At 66.3% G+C, this 18,149-nt stretch carries 17 protein-coding genes; 10 read left to right on the forward strand and 7 right to left on the reverse strand.

The genetic code is table 11. The annotated features are described in order from the left end of the window. Positions 1 to 99: 99 nt before the first annotated feature. Positions 100 to 1,551: an aldehyde dehydrogenase (NADP(+)) gene (locus AC1DC5_RS00445; protein ID WP_476863830.1), complete on the forward strand. Its 1,452-nt coding sequence runs from the start codon at positions 100 to 102 to the stop codon at positions 1,549 to 1,551. A 117-nt stretch (positions 1,552 to 1,668) separates the two neighbouring features. On the opposite strand, the gene AC1DC5_RS00450 is transcribed toward AC1DC5_RS00445, so the two are convergent. From AC1DC5_RS00450 to AC1DC5_RS00460, 3 genes are read right to left on the reverse strand one after another with little or no spacing between them, the layout of a single operon-like run. Next, a complete protein-coding gene (locus AC1DC5_RS00450; RefSeq protein ID WP_476863831.1) occupies positions 1,669 to 2,808 on the reverse strand; it encodes a M24 family metallopeptidase in 1,140 nt (379 codons plus the stop codon). After that, positions 2,805 to 4,949, reverse strand: a complete 2,145-nt coding sequence (locus AC1DC5_RS00455; protein WP_476863832.1) for a DUF6807 family protein — start codon at positions 4,947 to 4,949, stop codon at positions 2,805 to 2,807. The genes AC1DC5_RS00450 and AC1DC5_RS00455 overlap by 4 nt, the downstream gene beginning before the upstream one ends. Beyond that, on the reverse strand, positions 4,915 to 6,132 hold the full coding sequence (locus AC1DC5_RS00460; protein ID WP_476863833.1) for an acetylxylan esterase: 1,218 nt from the start codon (positions 6,130 to 6,132) through the stop codon (positions 4,915 to 4,917). Before AC1DC5_RS00460 ends, AC1DC5_RS00455 begins: the two co-directional genes overlap by 35 nt. A gap of 377 nt (positions 6,133 to 6,509) precedes the next feature. Between AC1DC5_RS00460 and AC1DC5_RS00465 the strand changes: the two genes are divergently transcribed. From AC1DC5_RS00465 to AC1DC5_RS00490, 6 genes are all read left to right on the forward strand, one after another. Further along, positions 6,510 to 7,454 (forward strand): carbohydrate ABC transporter permease, encoded by a 945-nt coding sequence (locus tag AC1DC5_RS00465; protein WP_441406395.1) that lies wholly within the window; start codon positions 6,510 to 6,512, stop codon positions 7,452 to 7,454. Continuing rightward, complete coding sequence (locus AC1DC5_RS00470) at positions 7,444 to 8,394, forward strand: carbohydrate ABC transporter permease (RefSeq protein ID WP_441406394.1); 951 nt, start codon at positions 7,444 to 7,446, stop codon at positions 8,392 to 8,394. The genes AC1DC5_RS00465 and AC1DC5_RS00470 overlap by 11 nt, the downstream gene beginning before the upstream one ends. A gap of 99 nt (positions 8,395 to 8,493) precedes the next feature. Then, positions 8,494 to 9,852 (forward strand): ABC transporter substrate-binding protein, encoded by a 1,359-nt coding sequence (locus AC1DC5_RS00475; RefSeq protein WP_476863834.1) that lies wholly within the window; start codon positions 8,494 to 8,496, stop codon positions 9,850 to 9,852. Positions 9,853 to 10,294: 442 nt separating this feature from the next. Further along, entirely contained in the window at positions 10,295 to 11,407 is a 1,113-nt protein-coding gene (locus tag AC1DC5_RS00480) for a 3-deoxy-7-phosphoheptulonate synthase (protein ID WP_476863835.1), read from the forward strand. A 186-nt stretch (positions 11,408 to 11,593) separates the two neighbouring features. Continuing rightward, positions 11,594 to 11,806 carry a helix-turn-helix domain-containing protein gene (locus tag AC1DC5_RS00485; protein WP_024365616.1) on the forward strand — a complete coding sequence of 71 codons (213 nt, stop codon included), beginning with the start codon at positions 11,594 to 11,596 and terminating at the stop codon, positions 11,804 to 11,806. Positions 11,807 to 12,007: 201 nt separating this feature from the next. Beyond that, positions 12,008 to 12,106: a 30S ribosomal protein bS22 gene (locus AC1DC5_RS00490; protein WP_003792170.1), complete on the forward strand. Its 99-nt coding sequence runs from the start codon at positions 12,008 to 12,010 to the stop codon at positions 12,104 to 12,106. A 495-nt stretch (positions 12,107 to 12,601) separates the two neighbouring features. Here AC1DC5_RS00490 and AC1DC5_RS00495 read toward each other — a convergent pair whose 3' ends face one another. Continuing rightward, positions 12,602 to 13,420: an HAD family hydrolase gene (locus AC1DC5_RS00495; protein WP_441406391.1), complete on the reverse strand. Its 819-nt coding sequence runs from the start codon at positions 13,418 to 13,420 to the stop codon at positions 12,602 to 12,604. Positions 13,421 to 13,532: 112 nt separating this feature from the next. Here AC1DC5_RS00495 and AC1DC5_RS00500 point away from each other — a divergent pair, with 112 nt between their 5' ends. Both AC1DC5_RS00500 and AC1DC5_RS00505 read left to right on the forward strand, forming a co-directional pair. Next, positions 13,533 to 13,793 carry a glutaredoxin family protein gene (locus AC1DC5_RS00500; protein WP_476863836.1) on the forward strand — a complete coding sequence of 87 codons (261 nt, stop codon included), beginning with the start codon at positions 13,533 to 13,535 and terminating at the stop codon, positions 13,791 to 13,793. Between the two features lie 89 nt (positions 13,794 to 13,882). Continuing rightward, positions 13,883 to 14,578, forward strand: a complete 696-nt coding sequence (locus AC1DC5_RS00505) for a redox-sensing transcriptional repressor Rex (RefSeq protein ID WP_441406389.1) — start codon at positions 13,883 to 13,885, stop codon at positions 14,576 to 14,578. 64 nt (positions 14,579 to 14,642) lie between these two features. Here AC1DC5_RS00505 and AC1DC5_RS00510 read toward each other — a convergent pair whose 3' ends face one another. The 3 genes from AC1DC5_RS00510 to AC1DC5_RS00520 form a co-directional block, all read right to left on the reverse strand. Continuing rightward, positions 14,643 to 15,428, reverse strand: coding sequence for a hypothetical protein (locus AC1DC5_RS00510; RefSeq protein ID WP_476863837.1), 786 nt, complete (start codon positions 15,426 to 15,428; stop codon positions 14,643 to 14,645). Between the two features lie 213 nt (positions 15,429 to 15,641). After that, positions 15,642 to 16,439, reverse strand: a complete 798-nt coding sequence (locus AC1DC5_RS00515; RefSeq protein ID WP_476863838.1) for a hypothetical protein — start codon at positions 16,437 to 16,439, stop codon at positions 15,642 to 15,644. 284 nt (positions 16,440 to 16,723) lie between these two features. After that, positions 16,724 to 17,272 carry a YceI family protein gene (locus AC1DC5_RS00520; protein WP_441406386.1) on the reverse strand — a complete coding sequence of 183 codons (549 nt, stop codon included), beginning with the start codon at positions 17,270 to 17,272 and terminating at the stop codon, positions 16,724 to 16,726. Positions 17,273 to 17,482: 210 nt separating this feature from the next. Between AC1DC5_RS00520 and AC1DC5_RS00525 the strand changes: the two genes are divergently transcribed. Beyond that, complete coding sequence (locus AC1DC5_RS00525; RefSeq protein ID WP_476863839.1) at positions 17,483 to 18,148, forward strand: histidine phosphatase family protein; 666 nt, start codon at positions 17,483 to 17,485, stop codon at positions 18,146 to 18,148. Position 18,149: the final 1 nt, after the last annotated feature.

Raw genomic sequence — 18,149 nt, forward strand, 5'->3', positions numbered from 1 at the left:
GCAGCTAACCGCACCTGATCGCAGCTGGGCTTCACGCGAAACCGATGACCGCAGACACGACGATTCCCGACCATTCCCGACGATGAACAGGTAACTCCAGTGACTACTGCAACTCTTTCCCTTTCAGAACTCACGGCTGCCGCCACCCGGGCCGCCGCCATCGCGGGGGCGGCCCCGGACGCCGAGCGCGCAGGCTGGCTTTACGCCGTCGCCGACGCCCTTGACGCCCATGTGACCGAACTGGTGGAGATCGCCGACGCGGAGACCAGTCTCGGCACCGCGCGACTGACCGGCGAGGTCGCCCGCACGTCCGGGCAGCTGCGGCTCTTCGCCCGCGTGATCACCGAGGGCTCCTACCTGGAGGCAATCATTGACCACGCGGACCCGTCCGCCACCCCGCCCAAGCCGGACCTGCGCCGCATCCTGCGGCCCATCGGTCCCGTGGCAGTTTTCTCGGCCTCCAACTTCCCGTTCGCGTTTTCCGTGGCAGGCGGAGACACGGCGTCCGCCCTGGCAGTGGGCTGCCCGGTGATCGTCAAGGCGCACTCGGGCCACCTGAAGCTGTCCGAGCGGACCGCCGAAGTCGTTACGGAGGCACTGCGTTCCGCCGGGGCCCCGGACGGGCTGTTTGCGCTGGTCGTCAGCCGGGAGGTGGGCACAGCCCTGGTGCAGGATCCGGCCATCAAGGCTGTCGGCTTCACCGGGTCCATCCCGGGCGGACGGGCGCTGTTTGACCTCGCAGTTTCCCGGCCCGACCCCATTCCGTTCTACGGCGAGTTGGGCAGCCTGAACCCGGTGGTCCTCACCGCGGCGGCGTTGGCCCGGCGGTCCAGCCAGCTGGCGGCAGGACTCGCCGCCTCGTTTACGATGGGCGCCGGCCAGTTCTGCACCAAGCCCGGCCTGGTGTTCCTCCCGGCCGGGACCGGCTTCGCCGCGGAGCTGGCCGAGGCCAGTAAAGACACGCCGACGGCGGCCATGCTCACCACCCGGATCTCCGATGCCTACCCGGAAGGCCTGCGCAGCGTGGCTTCGCTGCCTGGCGTGCAGATCGTCAGCGGCACCGCGGACCAGGACGCAACCCGCGACGGCGCCGCGCCGGTGGTGTTCTCCGCATCCGCCGCCACTGTCCTGCAGCGCCCGGACGAGCTGCTCGAGGAGTGTTTCGGGCCCACCACGCTGCTGATCGAATACGCCGACCAGGAAGAGCTCTCATGTGTCCTGGCCAAGGTTCCCGGCAGCCTGACCGCTACCGTCCACCACCAGCCCGGCGAGGACGTCGCTGAGCTCGTGGAGCAGCTCTCCGGCCTGGCCGGGAGAGTCCTCTTCGACGGCTGGCCTACCGGCGTCGCAGTGAACTGGGCGCAGCAGCACGGCGGCCCGTACCCGGCCACAACGTCCCTGTTCACCTCGGTGGGGGCGACGGCGGTCCGCCGCTTCCAGCGCCCCGTTGCCTACCAGGATGCTCCCGAAGCGGTGCTGCACCCGGCGCTGCACGACAGCAACCCGCTGGGCATCCCGCGCCGCGTGGATGGCGAGCTCCGCCTCCCGTAGACGCTTTCTCACTTGATGTCGCTCAAACCGAAACGCTCTCTCATTTGCCGCCAGGACTCCGGCGGCAACTGAGAGAGCGTTTGGCGTTTCGCCGCAGGATCTGAGAGAGCATCCGGCCTACAGCTGGAGGGTGACCGGCCGCAGCAGGCCGTTGACCGTTGTACCGGGCCAGCGGTCGTCCACCGTCAGGACTTTCACGCCGGACTCGGTGAGCTGGACCGTGTCCTCGATCTTCACCCCGGGTCCCGACGGGTTCCAGGTGAACGGCTGGTTGGTTACGACGGAGTCCGTGGCGGACGCAGTGACGCGAGGATCCCGTCCCGCATAGCCGGCCGGTCCGCCCTGGTGGTGCTGCTCCCACTGCTCCGCGCCGAATCCGTGGCGCGCGTAAGCTGCCTTGATCTCTTCGAAGACCCGGTCCAGCCGGGCGCCGGGAACAGTGGCGTCAAAAATGTCCGCCTCAACAGCGGCGATCCGGGCCTCGGCGTCGAGCTCTTCCGCGGTGCCGCCGTCGAACCTCACCCAACGGGTGAGATTGGCAACCAGGCCGTCCCGGCGGGCGCAGATCACGGCCATGGCGCGGCGGCCGAGGGGCGCGTGGGTGGCCAGCGGGTGGCGGAAGCCGCTCCGGGAGCTACCGTTGCACAGAAGCACAAGGGGTTCCGCGCCGACGGCGACCACCCGGGCGGCCAGTGCGGAGACCAGCTCGAATTCGGTTGTGTCCGGCCGGGAGGTGGAGAGCACATCGGTCATGATGCCGGCCATTTCCGCGCTGAGCTGGGCATAGCGGGCGGACTCGCCGGGGAGCAGCTGCTGGCGGGCCTCCCTCAGCGCCGCGGCCACCGCGGACTCGGCCAGGGGAGTTCCCGCGCCCGCCCCGGAAGCAATCCCGACGGCGGCCGCTGCCTCGTGCAGGTTCCCGTACCAGGGAACGGAGTGAAGTGAGACCCCGGCAGGGAGCTCCTCTGCGGCGATCCGTCCGGCTTCGTTGTTGAACGTCACCAGGTGGTCACCCTCCCTGTCCACCAGCAGCGCGGCGATGGGGTCCCCGGCCAGGCTGATGTGCACGCGGCTCCCGTCCAGGTACCAGGTCAGGGCCGTGTGGGTGGTCAGCAGCACTGCGTCCTTTCCTTCGGCGTCGAGGATGTCAAGGACCCGGCCCCGCTTGATGGCGCGGTCCGCAGTGGACGCCGGCGCTGTGCGTTTGCCGGTGCGCAGTGTGCCGGTGGTAGGCATGGCGGTGGTGGTCTGGCTCATGAGTTGTCCCCCGGTGATGTGATCAGTGTCTGGATGTCGTCAGTGCTAAGGATTCCGTCGGCGATATATACGGTCACGGCGCGGTGAACCGGGGCACCGGGGTGGGCGATGACCGGCTCATCCCAGGCCAGCGACTGCCCCACCCCTGGGTATCCCTCCACCCGGACGAACCACGGGTCGGTCGAACCCTCGGCGGCGACGAATACCAGCGTGGCGGCACCCGGAACGGTGTGAACGTCCGCGGCGCTGCCGGGGTCGTGGCCGCCGTCGGCTGTTCCTGCAGTGAAGCTGCCCGACCAGGCGAGCCACGGGGTGACGCTCCCGTGGACCTCGGCTTCCCCAACTCCGGCCGGGGTCCACACGCTCGCTCCGGAACATGCGGGGAGGCGCCAGAAGAACCCCCCATACCCGCCGCCCACGCGGCCATTGGAACCCGGGCTGCCGAGGCTCACCGGCTGGTTTCCGGCGGCGGAGAGGGTGAAGTCCAGCGTGAGGCGCCAGAGCGAAGGTCCGACGCCGGCCCACGTCCAGGTCCGCTCCTCAGTCAGGAGAGGAGCGCCGTCCGGCCCGTTCCAGGCCAGGGACTCGGTCAGCTCACCGTCGCCTGGCGATGGATCACTCTGGGATGGCTCGCCCCCGGACGGCTCGCCCGGGGCGCGCTCGCCGGCACTGACGATGCTGCCGTGGTCCGGCCGCCAGACGTACCCGCCCGCCTCCCTCGTGTAGGTGCGGCCGCCCCAGAAGTTGACACCGGCCACGTCCTGGAGGGCCATCCCCGCGCCCAGATGCCACACATGATCCAGCGGCTGATGGTCCGTGACCACGGTGCCGCCGAGCGTACGGACGGGGTGCAGGTAGGGCCGGGGCGAGGAAGAGACGCGGATCCGGCTGCCGTCCTGGTACCCGGCGACGGGCTTGCCGTCGATTGCGAACGTCCGGACGGGCGGCAGGCTCCGCGCCCACGGGACATTCAGTTCGGCGAAAGTGGCCTGCGCCTTGGCTGCACGCGCGATCAGCTCAGGGATGCCGTTGACCACAGGGTGGGCGTCGTCGCCGTCGCCATGCCAGGTGATGTGATCGGAGCTGATCGCCAGCGGTTCCGGGGCCGTGCGGATCGCCTCCAAAACAGCGGTGAACGCGCCGGTAGCAGCCAAGGCGCACAGCAGTGGTTCGCCGGCGGTCCGGGCCGCAAGCAGGTTCTCCAGCAGGTCGATCCGCCCGAACGTTTCGCGGCGCTCGCCGGCCGGCGTGGTGGTAAGGACTTCGTCTTGGGTGTAATAGAAGGTGATATCTCCCCGGGTGCCGTGGACCGTCACCGAAGGGTGCTGCTGTTCGGGGGCGCAGAGCGTGAGCGCGCACAGCAGGGTCTGGCCGGCTGCGGTGCGAACTCGGATCACGGACGTGTCGTCGCTCTGGGTGTTGTGGGCACGGTAGAGATCTGTCTCCACGGAGGCCACATCGGCAGTGGTGTGCGCACCGGCCATGTGCAGCCCGGTGGCCACTGCATGTGCCAGGGCGTTGGTCGCCACACCGTCCACCACATCGGTCCCGTCAAGGCTGCGCTTGCCCGCCCAGCGGGAACGCTTGAAGTAGCCCTTGGTCCGGAGCCACATGCCTGTTGCACTTAAGCCCAGGACGTCTCCGATTTCGCCGGACTCGATGGACGCGCGCATCGCGGGCAGGGCCAGGGACCCCAGGCTTTGGAACCCCACCTGCACACGGCGGCCCGCGGCTTCCGCCGCAGCCAGCACCTCCTGGAACTGCGCCATTGAGGCCACCGGCGGTTTCTCCACGTACACATCGGCTCCCGCAGCCAGGGCGGCCAGGGCCAGGGGCGCGTGGGTCTGAATGGGCGTGGCCAGGATGATCACGTCGGGGGCCGATTCCGATGCCAGCAACTGGTCAAAGGAGTCGAAGACCGCCACAGAGCCGCCCAGCGTGCCCTCTTCCGGCGGATGCGGGTCTGCCACCGCCACAAGCTCCAGGACGCCGGCTGCTTCAAGCCGGGCCAGGTTGGACAGATGCCGTTGGCCGAACCCATGCACACCGACGAGCGCGATCCGCGGGAGGGCTGCCGGAGCAGGGCTTCCGCCTGCCGCTGAAGGATTAGCGGGTGCCGTGGGAGCGTTTTGCGGAATCATCGAGGTCCTCGGTGGATTGGTGATGGGTCGGGGAAGGGTGGTCCGGGGCGGAGCCTTCTGCACGCAGGGTCCTGGACAGATAACAAATTGCTTCACGCTGCATCGCGGCAGTAAACACATGGCCGCCGGGCCAGAAGCTGCCCGAATAGCTCTCGCGCCCGTGCCGGGATTCCAGGATTTGGTGGGCCTGGCGCATTCCTTCTTCGGGGAACAGTTCATCGGCCAGCGCGTACTGCACCAGGAATCCTTGGGCAAGGGATCTGCCGGTCAGTTCCGGCCAGTCGCCCAGCTTCCACAGCCCGGGGGTCTGGAGCAGCCAGGAATGGGCGTCGAGGTAGGCAGGCAGCAGCGACCGGAACGTTGTCATCATGCACGTGATCACGTAGTTCCGGATCTGCGGGCTGAGGACCGCCAGGGCCAGAGCACGGCCGCCGCCGCCGGAGAATCCGATGCAGCCCAGCCGCTCCGCGTCCACAAAGGGCAAGCCGGCAAGGATGTCCAGGGCAGCAAGGTCATCATGGGCCACCATCCCCGCCAGGCTGGTGCCCAGCAGGCCTGCGGCCTTAGCCACAGTGTCCTCGTGGATTCCCGCGCCGGCGTTATACAGTTCAGCGTCGGAGGGGTCGACGCCGGCCTCCCGCCACTGCGACCTCCTTGCCTCCACTGCGGCTTCCGTCCTCCACGGCGGCGTGGCCAGATCGAAGCGTCGGCTGCCCCATGAGAAAGTGTCATGGGCCAGGACGGCGAAGCCGCGGCGGGCAACATCCGAGGCCAGAGCGCGCCCTCCGTAAGTTTCGCCCTGGGCCGCTGCCGCGGACGGGTGGATGTCGGGAAGCCGGACCAGCCGGTCGGCCCCGCCGAACTTGTTTCCGCCGTGGCAGTGCAGTGCCAGCACGCCGGGCAGCGGGCCGGAACTCCCGGCCGGGCGCAAAAGCCAGCCCGTGGTGGGGGGACCGAAGCCCAACTGCCAGCTCAGCTGGGAGGTGGTGACGCCGTCGTGCGTGTCCTCCCAACGGACGGTTACGTCCGCCGGCGGAACAACGTCCGGGACACCCAGGGCGTCCGACAGTTCCTGCGCGGACGGGGTGGCTGCCTGGAAGCGCGGTCGGTCCAGGACGTAGGCAGGCCAGTTCTCAAAGCCTGCAATTGCGCTGGGCCGGACCGGCCGGGATTCCGTGCTCACTGACCTGCCTGTTGTTTGGTTGATGAGGATCGGGAAGGCGCGTCGGATCTGTTCCGGTGTTGGGTGGCCGGTCGGGGATCCGTTTCGGAAAACGCTTTCTCGAAATGTACCCAAAAGGCTATACAGGAGTCAAGAAAGCGTTTACTTTGGTACGGAGCCGCTTTCAACGTCCCGGGTGACGGGCGCCGGATCCGTGAGGCTGAACCCCAGGCGCCGCGGAAGACGGCGGAAACCGACCGCCCAGTGCGATCATCCCAGACGTAGGGGGCCACGATGACCAAAGGAGGCCACATGGCCGCTAGAGACAGAACCGAGTTGCCGTGCCCGGCAGGAGTGCCGGCCGCCGCGGACTTGCTGCGCGAAACGGAGTCGCGGCAATGAGCGCCATGAGTGAACTGAGCACTCTCAAGGGCCGCAAAGGGCCGATGACGGCAGCGGAGAAGAAAGCCAACGGCCGGGATAATAAGGCCGCGTATATCTTCCTGCTGCCGTGGCTGGTGGGCCTGGTGGCCATCACCGTCGGTCCGATGCTGATGTCGCTGTATTTGTCCTTCACGGACTACAACCTGCTGCAGCCGCCGGAATGGGTCGGGCTGGATAACTTCATCCGGATGCTCGGTGACGCCCGGCTGCACAACTCGCTGGGCGTGACGTTCACCTATGTCTTCGTGGGTGTGCCGCTGCAGCTCGCGGTTGCCCTGCTGATCGCACTGGTGCTGGACAAGGGCCTGCGGGGCCTGCCGTTCTACCGCTCCGTGTTCTACCTGCCGTCCCTGCTGGGCGGTTCGGTGGCCATCGCGATTTTGTGGAAGCAGATCTTCGGCACCACCGGGCTAGTCAACCAGGCACTTGCGATGTTCGGCATCGAGGGCCCGGGCTGGATTTCCGATCCGAGCACTGCACTGAGCTCCATCATCCTGCTGCATGTGTGGACGTTCGGCGCCCCCATGATCATCTTCCTGGCCGGCCTCCGGCAGATCCCGGTGATGTACTACGAGGCCGCAAAGGTGGACGGCGCCAGCACGCTTCAGCAGTTCTGGAAGATCACGCTGCCGATGCTCAGCCCCATCATATTCTTCAACCTGGTGCTCCAGATCATCGGATCCTTCCAGTCCTTCACGCAGGCGTTCATCGTCTCGGGCGGCAACGGCGGCCCGTCAGATTCCACGATGTTCTTCACCCTGTACCTGTACCAGAAGGGCTTCGGCCAGTTCGACATGGGCTACGCCTCAGCGATGGCCTGGTTCCTGCTGGTCATCATCGGTGTGTTCACCGCCATCAACTTCATCGCTTCCAAGTATTGGGTTTTCTATGACGACTGACCTGCAGACGCTGCCCGCCGCGGACAAGAACGCCGCCGGCTCCGGCAAGCCAACGAACCACCGCAAGCCCAAAAAGGCCCGCGAATCACGCGGGACCCTGGCCTTCAGCCGGAAACAGCGGACCAAGGCGCTGGGCAAGCACGCCATCCTGATCCTGGCCGGGGCCCTGATGATCTACCCGCTGCTGTGGATGATCGCCTCCTCGCTCCGGCCCAATGACCTGATCTTCCGCGATCCTGGGCTCTGGCTGAACAGCCTGGAAATGAGCAACTACACCGACGGCTGGTCCGCGCTGACGCACCCGTTCGGGCACTACATGCTCAACTCGGCCATCGTGGTCATCGGCTCCATCCTGGGCAACCTCATCTCCTGCTCGATGGCCGCGTACGCGTTTGCCCGCCTGCAGTTCACCGGCAAGAAGCTGTTCTTCGGCATCATGCTGCTGACCATCATGCTGCCGTTCCACGTCGTGATCGTGCCGCAGTACATCCTGTTTTCACAGATCGGCTGGGTCAACACCTTCTGGCCGCTCATCGTGCCCAAGCTCCTGGCCACCGACGCGTTCTTCATCTTCCTCATGGTCCAGTTCATCCGCGGCATCCCCAAGGACCTGGACGAGGCCGCACGCATCGACGGCGCCGGCCACCCCCGCATCTTCCTGCGGGTCATCCTGCCGCTGATGGTTCCGGCCCTGGCCACCACCACGATCTTCACCTTCATCTGGACCTGGAACGACTTCTTCGGCGCCCTGATCTACCTCACGGACCCGGACATGTTCACCGTCCCCGTGGCACTGCGCGCCTTCGTCGACTCCCAATCCGCCACCAGCTGGGGGTCGCTGTTCGCGATGTCCATCGTGTCGCTGCTGCCGGTGTTCCTGGTGTTCCTCTTCGGCCAGCGGTTCCTCATCAAGGGCATCGCCACCACCGGCATCAAATAACCTCTTGTAATACAAGTCACTAACTTGTAGCATAAGATCAAGAAAACGCTTTCTCACGCAAATTCGTCCTCACTAGATCAACGAAGATCGGAGTACCCAGTGCCGCTTTTTCCCCGCTCTGACGCTGCTGGCACCAACAGCCCGGCAGCTGTGTCACCCTCTGGCGCACGGCGCCGCAACCGCAAGGCGGGCGTGATTGCCGCGGCAGCCGCCGTCGTCATAGCCCTCAGCGCCTGCGGCGGGGGAGGCACCCCGCAGAGCGACGGTGGACCCGTCGAGCTGCGCTTCTCCTGGTGGGGGAGTGACAAGCGGGCCCAGGTAACGCGGGCCGCCATCGCCGCCTTCGAGGCTGAGAATCCCAACATCAAGATCAAGCCCGAATACGGCGACTGGAGCGGCTACTGGGACAAGCTGGCTACCCAGGTTGCCGCCAACGATGCCCCGGACATCATTCAGATGGACGAGAAGTACATCACCGAGTACTCAACGCGCGGTGCGCTGCTGGACCTCTCCAAGTACAAAATCGACACCTCCAAGCTTGACGAGGCGGCCCTCAACGCAGGAAAGGGCGAGAAGGGCTTGACGGGCATCGCCGCCGGTATCAATGCCGCCACCATCCTGGCCAACCCGGCGGTCTTCAAGGCTGCGGGGGTTGAGCTCCCGGACGACAAGACCTGGACCTGGGACGACTTCGAGCGCATCTCCGCCGAACTGACCGCCAAGTCGCCGAAGGGCACCTATGGTGCCGCCGCCTACGGCACAGACGAAGCCTCGCTGGGAGTCTGGCTCCGGCAGAACGGCAAGACCTTGTACACGACCGACGGCAAGCTGGGTTTCGAGCCCGGTGACATCGCCGAGTGGTGGGCTTTCCTGAAGCAGCTCAGTGAGAACAAGGCTGTACCTTCGGCCTCTGAGGTCGTGGAAGCTGAGGCTGCCCCCCTTGATCAGAGCGGCCTGGCCACCGGCAAGAACGGGCTCGCGTTCTGGTGGTCCAACCAGTTGCCGGCCCTGGAGAAGGCTGCCGGCTCGGACCTGCAGATTCTCCGGTTCCCCTCCACCACTGGCAAGGCTGCAGACGCCCAGCTTTGGTACAAGGCATCCCAGTTCTGGTCGGCTTCATCGCGGACCAAGCACCCTGAAGAAACCGCCAAGTTCATCAACTTCCTGGCCAACAACAACAAGGCCGGGGAAGCCCTGCTGGCCGACCGCGGTGTGTACCCCAACTCTGACGTCCGGGCGGCCATTGAGTCCAAGCTGACCCCCGCCGACATCAAGGTGGTCAACTTCATTGACCAGATCAAGGACGAGCTCGGCGAGGCTCCGGCTCCGCCGCCGAAGGGCGCCGGCGCCATTCAGGAAATCGTCAAGCGCTACACCTCCGAGGTGCTGTTCAACCGGCTGTCCACTGACCAAGCCGGCAAGAAAGCCCACGACGAGATGAAGTCCGCCATCAGCTAAGCCGCACACCCGCAATCCGTCAGGGCGCCTTCGCAGGTCCGGATGCTCCTGCAGAAAGCGTACGACGGCGGGTGGTCACCACCGTCCCGGTTGGAACCGTTTGGTTCCGGCCGGGACGGTGGTGTTTAAGCGAAAGAAGGCAGACGGGGGGACCGCCTCAGCGGCAGCACTGCTGGAGCATTTCCGCAGCCTCCCCGGCTGACCCGAAGACTCTGTGTGACCGCCGCGATTTTGCGGCGGCGGCGGTGTGCGGTTAACGTGTGGCTATGACGAACCGTTGGTATGCGTATTTTTCGTTGGCTCTGGAGGGGCCCGCGTCTAGCTGACACGCATCCAACCTTCCTTCAGAGCCAACAGGGCAGAGATCATTCTCTGCCCTTCGCCATTTCCCGGCGGGTTCTGATCTGGGCCCGCTCCGCACCCCGGAACAGGACCCCCAAACATGAGCATCGAAGCAGCCCCCGAATCCCAGCTGTCCACCTCCAACCTGCGCGTCAGCGAGTTCACCCCGCTGCCGACCCCGCAGGATATGGTCGCAGAACTGCCGTTGGATGCCCGTCTGGCCGAGGTCGTCGCGAAGGGCCGGGACGAGGTCCGCGCGGTCATGGACGGGGTCGATGACCGCTTGCTGGTCATTGTCGGTCCCTGCTCCATCCACGATCCCAAAGCCGGCCTGGAATACGCCCGCCGGCTGGTCAGCCAGGCCGAACAGCACAAGGAAGATCTGCTGATCGTGATGCGGGCGTACTTTGAAAAGCCGCGCACCACGGTGGGCTGGAAGGGCCTGATCAACGATCCCCGGCTCGACGGCAGCCACGACATCGCCGCCGGGCTGCGCGCCGCACGCCGCTTCCTGCAGCAGGTCACGGCCCTTGGGCTGCCCGCGGGCACCGAGTTCCTGGAACCGATCAGCCCGCAGTACATGGCGGACCTCGTCTCCTGGGGCGCTATTGGTGCCCGCACCACTGAAAGCCAGATCCACCGCCAGCTGGCGTCGGGACTGTCCATGCCGATCGGGTTCAAGAACGGGACCGACGGCGACCTGCAGGTCGCGTTGGACGCGTGCAGCGCCGCCGGGGCGGCCCAGGCGTTCCTCGGCATCGACGGCGACGGCAGGGCCGCGCTGGTTTCCACCGCAGGCAACCCTGACACGCACATCATCCTCCGCGGCGGACGGAAGGGCCCCAACTACTCCTCCGCCGATATTGCGGCCACCACGGCCAAGCTGGCCGACAAGCAGCTCAACCCGCGGCTGATCGTGGATGCGAGCCACGCCAACAGCGGCAAGAACCACCACCGACAGGCGGAAGTCGCCCTCGAAATCGGCTCACAGCTGGAGGGCGGCAGCGCCTCGGCGGGGGCCATCGCCGGCGTCATGCTGGAGAGTTTCCTGGTTGGCGGGGCGCAGAATCTGGATGTCGCCGAGCACGCCGCCGGTACGGACGCGCTGGTCTACGGCCAGAGCGTGACCGACGCCTGCATGGACTGGGACGTCACGGCTTCGGTCCTGGCACAGCTTGCGGCCTCCGCGCGCATCCGCCGGAGCCGCGTTTAGGCGGCCGGGCGGGAAGGCGGTGCCAGAAAAAATGTGATCCGACCGGGAGATTCCCGTGCAACTCTTTCACATTGGCACCATCAGCCCCTAGAGTATCTAACACATGGTTGTTTGATGGCTCAGCATCGGCACACCGCCATGTCGTTTAGATGGGGCTGCCGTTCGCTTGAGTAAAGGAATAGGGAAATGTCTTCGGAGGCTAACTTCTCCAACGCACGCTTCTTGACCGTGGCCGAAGTCGCGGATGTGATGCGCGTGTCCAAAATGACCGTGTACAGGCTCGTTCATTCCGGTGAGATGCCGGCCGTCCGTTTCGGGCGCTCCTACCGGGTGCCGGAAACCGCCGTCGAGCAGTACCTCAAGGGTGCTGTCGTCGACGGGCACACGGAAACAGCCTGAGTCTTCCGCGTCTTCTGCGGCCGGAATGAGGACCTGCAGGCGCCCTGGGGTACCTGCGGTCGTGGTGTGCCCCCGATAGGCGGTACCCTGTTAAGGAACGTTTTACGTCATTGTAAGAACCTGTCAGTTGTACAGTCTGCTGCTTAGCCCGCGGACCCTTTCCAACAGGCAGGTACTGCATCTAGCCGGTAAGGAACTTTCGTGGGTTCAGTTATTAAGAAGCGTCGCAAGCGTATGGCCAAGAAGAAGCACCGCAAGCTGCTTCGCAAGACGCGCCACCAGCGTCGCAATAAGAAGTAGAAATACTTCACATCATGTGAATGCCCGTTGCCTTTCCGGCAGCGGGCATTTTCTTTGGTCTTCCGCCCCTGATCCGCCCGGCCGACGCGGCTTCAGTTGTGCGACGACGCGGTTGCAGGTCGCCGAGGCGCTTTTGGAATGACCGACCGGGGTTGGCATCGGCGCTGCGGTTTCGGACAGGCGACGCGGTTGTAGACCCACGCTACGCAAATCCGCGTAGCGTCCGTCCGAAAGCACAGCGCTGAGCAGGAAGCGCAGCGGAAAGTGCGGGCTCAGAATGGCGACGTGGCTTCGGATCGGCGACGGTTCAGCCTGGCGCTGCATTTTCGGACAGCCGACGCGGTCGTAGACCCACGACGCGCGGACCGGCGCAGCGTCCGTCCGGAAGCGTAGCGCTGAGCAGGAAGCGCAGCGGAAAGTCGTGGGGCGGAGGTTCGGGTCAGCCCGGGGCGGGGCAGTGGTAGCCGACGCGGGTTGGCAGCGGCGCCGGCGGAGTCAGACCGTGGGGCCGCGGAAGCGGGAGAACCCCCGCCAGAGGCCGTAGATAGCCCCTCCTGCGGTGGCAGCCTTGAGCCCCAAGGTGGCCGCGCGCCGCCCGGAGCGGAAATCGTAGACCGGCCAGTTGTGCTCGCGGGCGTGGCGGCGGAGCCGGGCATCGGGGTTGATGGCCACGGGGTGCCCCACCATGCTCAGGAGCGGGATGTCGTTGTGCGAATCGCTGTACGCCCAGCACCGGGCCAGGTCCAGGCCCTCGGCCTCGGCGATGGCGCTGACGGCCACCGCTTTTGCGGGGCCGTGCAGGATGTCACCGACCAGCCGGCCGGTGTAGGAGCCGTCCCGGATTTCGCCCACCGTGCCGAGGGCGCCGGTAAGGCCCAGCCTGGTGGAGATCACCGTGGCCACTTCGATCGGAGTGGCCGTCACGAGCCAGACCTTGCGTCCCACCCGGAGGTGCTGTTCGGCGAGGGCCTTGGCCCCCGGCCAGATCCGGGACTCAATCATTTCGTCATAGACTTCTTCGCCGAGCGCCTCAATGTCCTCAACGGTGAATCCGGAGGCGAGGCCCAGGGCCGTGTCGCGGACCGCGTGGACATCGTCCATGTTTTCCCCGCGCAGCACAAACATCAGCTGTTTCCAGCCGAATCCGGCGGCCTGGGGAATGGTGAACGCCCCGCGCTGGTGCATTTTGCGGGCCACGTGGAACAGGCTGGCGCCCCGCATGAGGGTGTTGTCGACGTCGAAGAACGCGGCTTCGCCGAGCTGCGGTGCTGCAACAGGCTCTGTGGCCTCAGCGACGTACTTCTCTTCGGACATGCCACGAGTCTAGTCAACGCCGGGGCCCGATCCTGCCGCCCGGGCCGCGGCGGCGGCTCCGGATGCGTCTGGCGCGTCGACGCGGGACGGGCCGGCGGGCTACCGTGGAGCCATGCCAAAGCCCGACGTCGTCCTCATCACCAAAGCTGACTGCCACCTGTGCTCGGCGGCGCGCGCCGCCGTCGAGCGCGTGACAACAGGCCTGGGGATCGGCTGGAGGGAGCAGCCGGTGGATGACGACGCCGAACTGCGGGAACGCTTTGCGGAGGAGATCCCTGTGGTGCTGGTGGACGGTATCCAGCGGGACTTCTGGAAGATCGACGAAGTCCGGCTGGAGCGGACGCTGCGGCGGGTGCTGGCCGGGCCGGCCTGAAACATAGGGACCGGCCGGAGAGCTCTGCTTTGTCCGCTGATCGGCGGTGGCTCTAGAGTGGAAGTCACAACGCGACAATGGAGCAGATAGTGACTTCGCTGGATTCATCCCCTGACGCGCTGCCCGGGGGAACAGGGACTGCTTCCAAGCAGATTCCGCCCGCGGCAGTAGCCCGGCTGACCATCTATCTGCGTGCCCTCACCACCCTGCTTTCCGAGGGCATCGACAGAGTCTCCTCCGAATCCCTGGCCGAGGCCTCGGGCGTCAGTTCCTCCACGCTCCGCAAGGATCTTTCCTATGTCGGCTCCTACGGGACCAGGGGCGTCGGCTACGAAGTGCAGTACCTCAACCGGCATATTGCGGCGGCACTGGGCCTGACGCACGACTGGAAGGTCGCCATCGTCGGGGCCGGCAACCTCGGCAAAGCCCTGGCGCGGTACGGCGGGTTCGAGTCCCGGGGCTTCGATATTGTTGCGATCTTCGATGCGGACCAGCTGGTTGTGGGCAGCGAGGTGGGCTGGCTGCGTGTCAGTGATGCCGCGGACCTTGAGCCGGTGCTGCAGCGGACCGGCGCCAACATGGTGGTGCTGGCCCTGCCGGCCGCCGTGGCCCAGGACGTCTGCGACCGTGTGATTGCCGCCGGTGTGCGGAGCATTCTCAGCTTTGCCCCCGTCATGCTGCAGGTGCCGCCCGGGGTCAACCTGCGCAAGGTGGACATGGCCACCGAACTCCAGATCCTCGCCTATCACGCACAGAGGGCGCAGGACCCGGAGGATGCTGACTAGCTTCAGTCAGCCCGTCCGGCTCCCGCGCCCTCCGCGGTGGTGCTATCTTGCCTAATGCGGCCGCCTAGTACTGTCCGCCCGGCTGCCCGTACGGGTTGGCGAACGGCTGCTGCTTGCTGAAGTAGGGTGACGAAGCCGGCAGGTACAACATCACGATGCCGGCGATGCCGAGGAGGACTGCCAGCGTGCCGAGGCTCAGCGGGAAAATGCTGAAGATCGACAGGGCTGCGAAGACAGTGCCGAGGATCCGTGCCCAGTTCTTGCCCTTGCGGACGTTCAGGGCGACCAGGGCGTAGAGCCCGGCGCTGATCAAGGCGAACACCAGGATGCTCCCGACGAGGACGCCCCGGATGTCCTCATAGGGAATGTTGGCGCCGCCTGCGGCCATCTGCTGTTCGAACATGTTCCGCATTTCCGGGGTATCCAGGGTGCCGAGTGCCATCAACAGGGAGAGAATCCATACGACGCCGGACGCGACGATGAGCCAGAAAGCCGTGTTGACGCTCTTGGGCATGCCGGCCGCGGCCTGAGGCTGCCCGGAGGGGTAGCTGGCGTACGGGGACTGGCCGTAGGCGGGCTGGTTGTTCTGCGGCTGGTTGTATGGGGGCTGGTTCTGGCCGTACTGGGGGAGCTGCGGGGCGTTCTGGCCATACTGCGGCGCCTGCTGACCGTACTGCGGTGCGGACGGCGCGTGGCCATACTGGGGCGCGGAGGGCGCATTCTGCCCGTACTGCGGGTTCGACGGCGGCTGCTGGCCGGGCTGGGGTGTGTTCTGGCCGTAGCGGGGCGCCTGCTGGTCGCCCGGCTCGGGGGCGTCCGGGTTCGACGGCGGGACTGGCGGGATGCTCATGGGCGTTCCTTTGCATGGCGGTCTTGGTCAGATACCGGAAACAGCTTCCTGCCCTGCCCCCAGCATGGTTACGTCCACCGTACCGCGGGCCGGTGCCGGTGTGGATCATTCCGGAGAGGTATTCTCACCGGCGCCCGGGCGACCGCCGCGGGGTCACGTCAGCGAACAGCTGGAGGCGCCACGGCGTGCGTCGGGACGAAATTCAGAGGCGGTTCAGCTGCGCCCCCGCAATGAGGCGAACCAGGCTTGCGAGTTGGGCAGCCACATCAGCACGGTCGCCACCAGGCTGATGACGAAGCTTGGCCAGCTCCCGCCGCCCCGGCCCTCAGCCGCGTTGGCGTTGAGGATGGCCAGCAGCAGGGAAATGCCGGCGACGATCGTGAGGGCGAAGCGGGCCCACTCGCGGCCCTCCTTCATCTTCATGGCCAGGATGACCTGTGCCGCGGCGAGTGCGAGGGCCAAGAGCACCAGCAGGAGCACCACGAATCCCAGACCAGGAGCCACCGCCAGGAGCACGAACGACCCGAAGAGGCCGATGACGCCGCCCAGCAGGCCCAATAGTCCGCCGATGAGCCAGATCCAATAGGCGACTTTTAGCTCCGTCGGCAGCCACGTGACCGTAAACATGCCGGCGAAGCCGCCGCTGGGCATGGCGTCGTTGAAGTTCCGCGGACGGTCCGTTGGCAGTTCGAAGCGGAAACCGCGGGAGGGCTGGTCCGGCGCCTGATATGCGGGCGGCGGCTGGTAACCCTGCTGAGGCGGCTGGTAACCGGGCGCGGGCTGGTGGCCAGGCGCCTGATAGCCCGGCGGCAAGTTCCCGTCAGGCAGGGTCCCATTCGGAAGGCTTCCTGCCGGAAGGTTCCCATCCGGCAGGTTCCCGTCCGGCATGTTTCCGTCCGGCGCCGCCGGCGTGCCCTGAGTCGCGTCGGCACCGGCGGGCGGAACGCTGCCCGGCTGCGGTGGCCTGGCGCCCGGCTGCTGCGGCGGAGGTACCTCATCAGGGTTGCTCATGGCTCTCACTGTAGACCGCGAATGTACCGGCATCTAGGGAATATGGCCGTGTTGCCGGGCATGACGGGACGCCGCCAAGAGGGCCCGCGCAGACTGCACAGGCGACCCCTCAGGAGCCGCAACACCAGAGTTAGCCGCAACACCCGGGGTAGCCCCAACACCCGCGTTAACCGCAGCGCCCTGGTTAACCGCAACACCCCGCTCCGTCACTTGGACGAAGCGGGGTGCCGGCGGCTGCAAGCCTCAGGGATCCGGTCCCAAAAGAACCGGCCCGGTGCTGCGGACTAGGCTGCGGGGGCGATGAAGGCCAGTTCCAGGTTGATGGCAACCTTGTCGCTGACCAGCACGCCGCCGGCGTCGAGGACTGCGTTCCAGGTGAGGCCGAAGTCCTTGCGGCTGATCGTGGTCTCGGCGGACAGGCCGGCGCGGGTGTTGCCGAACGGGTCGACGGCAACGCCGTTGAACTCGGTCTCAAGGGCCACCGGGCGGGTGACGCCCTTGATGGTGAGATCGCCCTGGAGTTCGTAGGCGTCACCCTTGGGGACGATGGTGTTGGAGACGAAGGAGATCTCGGGGAACTTCTCGACGTCGAAGAAGTCTTCGCCGCGGACGTGGCCGTCGCGGTTGACATCGCCGGAGTCGAAGCTGGCCGTCTTGATCGTGGCGTTCACCTTGGAGTCGGTGACTTCCTCGGCGAGATCAAGGGTGGCGGCGGCGTCGGTGAACTGGCCGCGGACCTTGCTGATGCCCGCGTGGCGGACGGTGAAGCCGATCTCGCTGTGCGACGGGTCGAGGGTCCAGGTGCCGGTGGTGACGTTGGCGGGAAGTGCCATGGTGGTTCTCCTTGAGTCGGGTGGGTCGTTCGGTGGTCTGATCGTCAGTCGAAGCATCATTTGTTGAAGTCTCAACTAACTGCTTCACCCAGTATAAACATGCATTTGCATCTTTTATTCCAACTCTGGGGAACATTTCTCAAAACACTTGAGTTCTACTTCTTGTAGAAGATTTCGTCATTGCCCCTGCCCTTTGAGAAACTGGTACACATGCCCCAAGCCACTGTTCATTTGCTCCGCCACGGCGAGGTCTACAATCCCGACGGCGTCCTGTACGGAAGGCTGCCCGAATTCCACCTCTCCGAGCTCGGCCAGGAGATGGCCCGGATGCTCGCGGAGCACTTCAGTGCGAGGGCCGCGCAAGGGGCCAAGCTCGTCCACCTCGTCGCCTCGCCGCTGACCCGCGCGCAGGAGACGGCGCAGCCCATCTCCGAGGCGCTCAACCTCCAGATCACCACCGAGGCCCGGATCATCGAGGCCGCCAACTACTTCGAAGGGCTCCACGTCGACAAGGCGGAGATCCTCAAGCCGAAGCACTGGCCCATGCTGCGCAACCCGTTCCGGCCGTCCTGGGGCGAGCCCTACAAGGACCAGGCCGCCCGGGTCATGGCCGCCGTTCAGGATGCCCGGTTGCGGGCCCTCGAACTCGGCGGCGATGGCGCCGAAGCCATCCTCGTCAGCCACCAGCTGCCCATCTGGGCCACCCGGCTCAGCGCCGAGGGCAAGCCCCTGTGGCACGATCCGCGCAAACGCGAATGCACCCTCACCTCGGTCACCTCCCTGACGTTCGACGGCGCCGGGAACCTTCTGGGGGTCCAGTACAGCGAGCCTGCGGCCGCCCTTCTTCCCGGTGCGTCCAGCACCCCCGGAGCCTGAG

It is taken from the genome of Arthrobacter sp. 10L424 (genome assembly GCF_056395325.1).

Excerpts from the sequence above, each read along its gene's own strand:
- AC1DC5_RS00450 (WP_476863831.1), bottom strand. The coding sequence starts at position 2,808 with ATGAGCCAGACCACCACCGCCATGCCTACCACCGGCACACTGCGCACC.
- AC1DC5_RS00455 (WP_476863832.1), bottom strand. The coding sequence starts at position 4,949 with ATGATTCCGCAAAACGCTCCCACGGCACCCGCTAATCCTTCAGCGGCA.
- AC1DC5_RS00465 (WP_441406395.1), top strand. The coding sequence starts at position 6,510 with ATGAGCGCCATGAGTGAACTGAGCACTCTCAAGGGCCGCAAAGGGCCG.
- AC1DC5_RS00470 (WP_441406394.1), top strand. The coding sequence starts at position 7,444 with ATGACGACTGACCTGCAGACGCTGCCCGCCGCGGACAAGAACGCCGCC.
- AC1DC5_RS00480 (WP_476863835.1), top strand. The coding sequence starts at position 10,295 with ATGAGCATCGAAGCAGCCCCCGAATCCCAGCTGTCCACCTCCAACCTG.
- AC1DC5_RS00485 (WP_024365616.1), top strand. The coding sequence starts at position 11,594 with ATGTCTTCGGAGGCTAACTTCTCCAACGCACGCTTCTTGACCGTGGCC.
- AC1DC5_RS00495 (WP_441406391.1), bottom strand. The coding sequence starts at position 13,420 with ATGTCCGAAGAGAAGTACGTCGCTGAGGCCACAGAGCCTGTTGCAGCA.
- AC1DC5_RS00500 (WP_476863836.1), top strand. The coding sequence starts at position 13,533 with ATGCCAAAGCCCGACGTCGTCCTCATCACCAAAGCTGACTGCCACCTG.
- AC1DC5_RS00510 (WP_476863837.1), bottom strand. The coding sequence starts at position 15,428 with ATGAGCATCCCGCCAGTCCCGCCGTCGAACCCGGACGCCCCCGAGCCG.
- AC1DC5_RS00515 (WP_476863838.1), bottom strand. The coding sequence starts at position 16,439 with ATGAGCAACCCTGATGAGGTACCTCCGCCGCAGCAGCCGGGCGCCAGG.
- AC1DC5_RS00520 (WP_441406386.1), bottom strand. The coding sequence starts at position 17,272 with ATGGCACTTCCCGCCAACGTCACCACCGGCACCTGGACCCTCGACCCG.
- AC1DC5_RS00525 (WP_476863839.1), top strand. The coding sequence starts at position 17,483 with ATGCCCCAAGCCACTGTTCATTTGCTCCGCCACGGCGAGGTCTACAAT.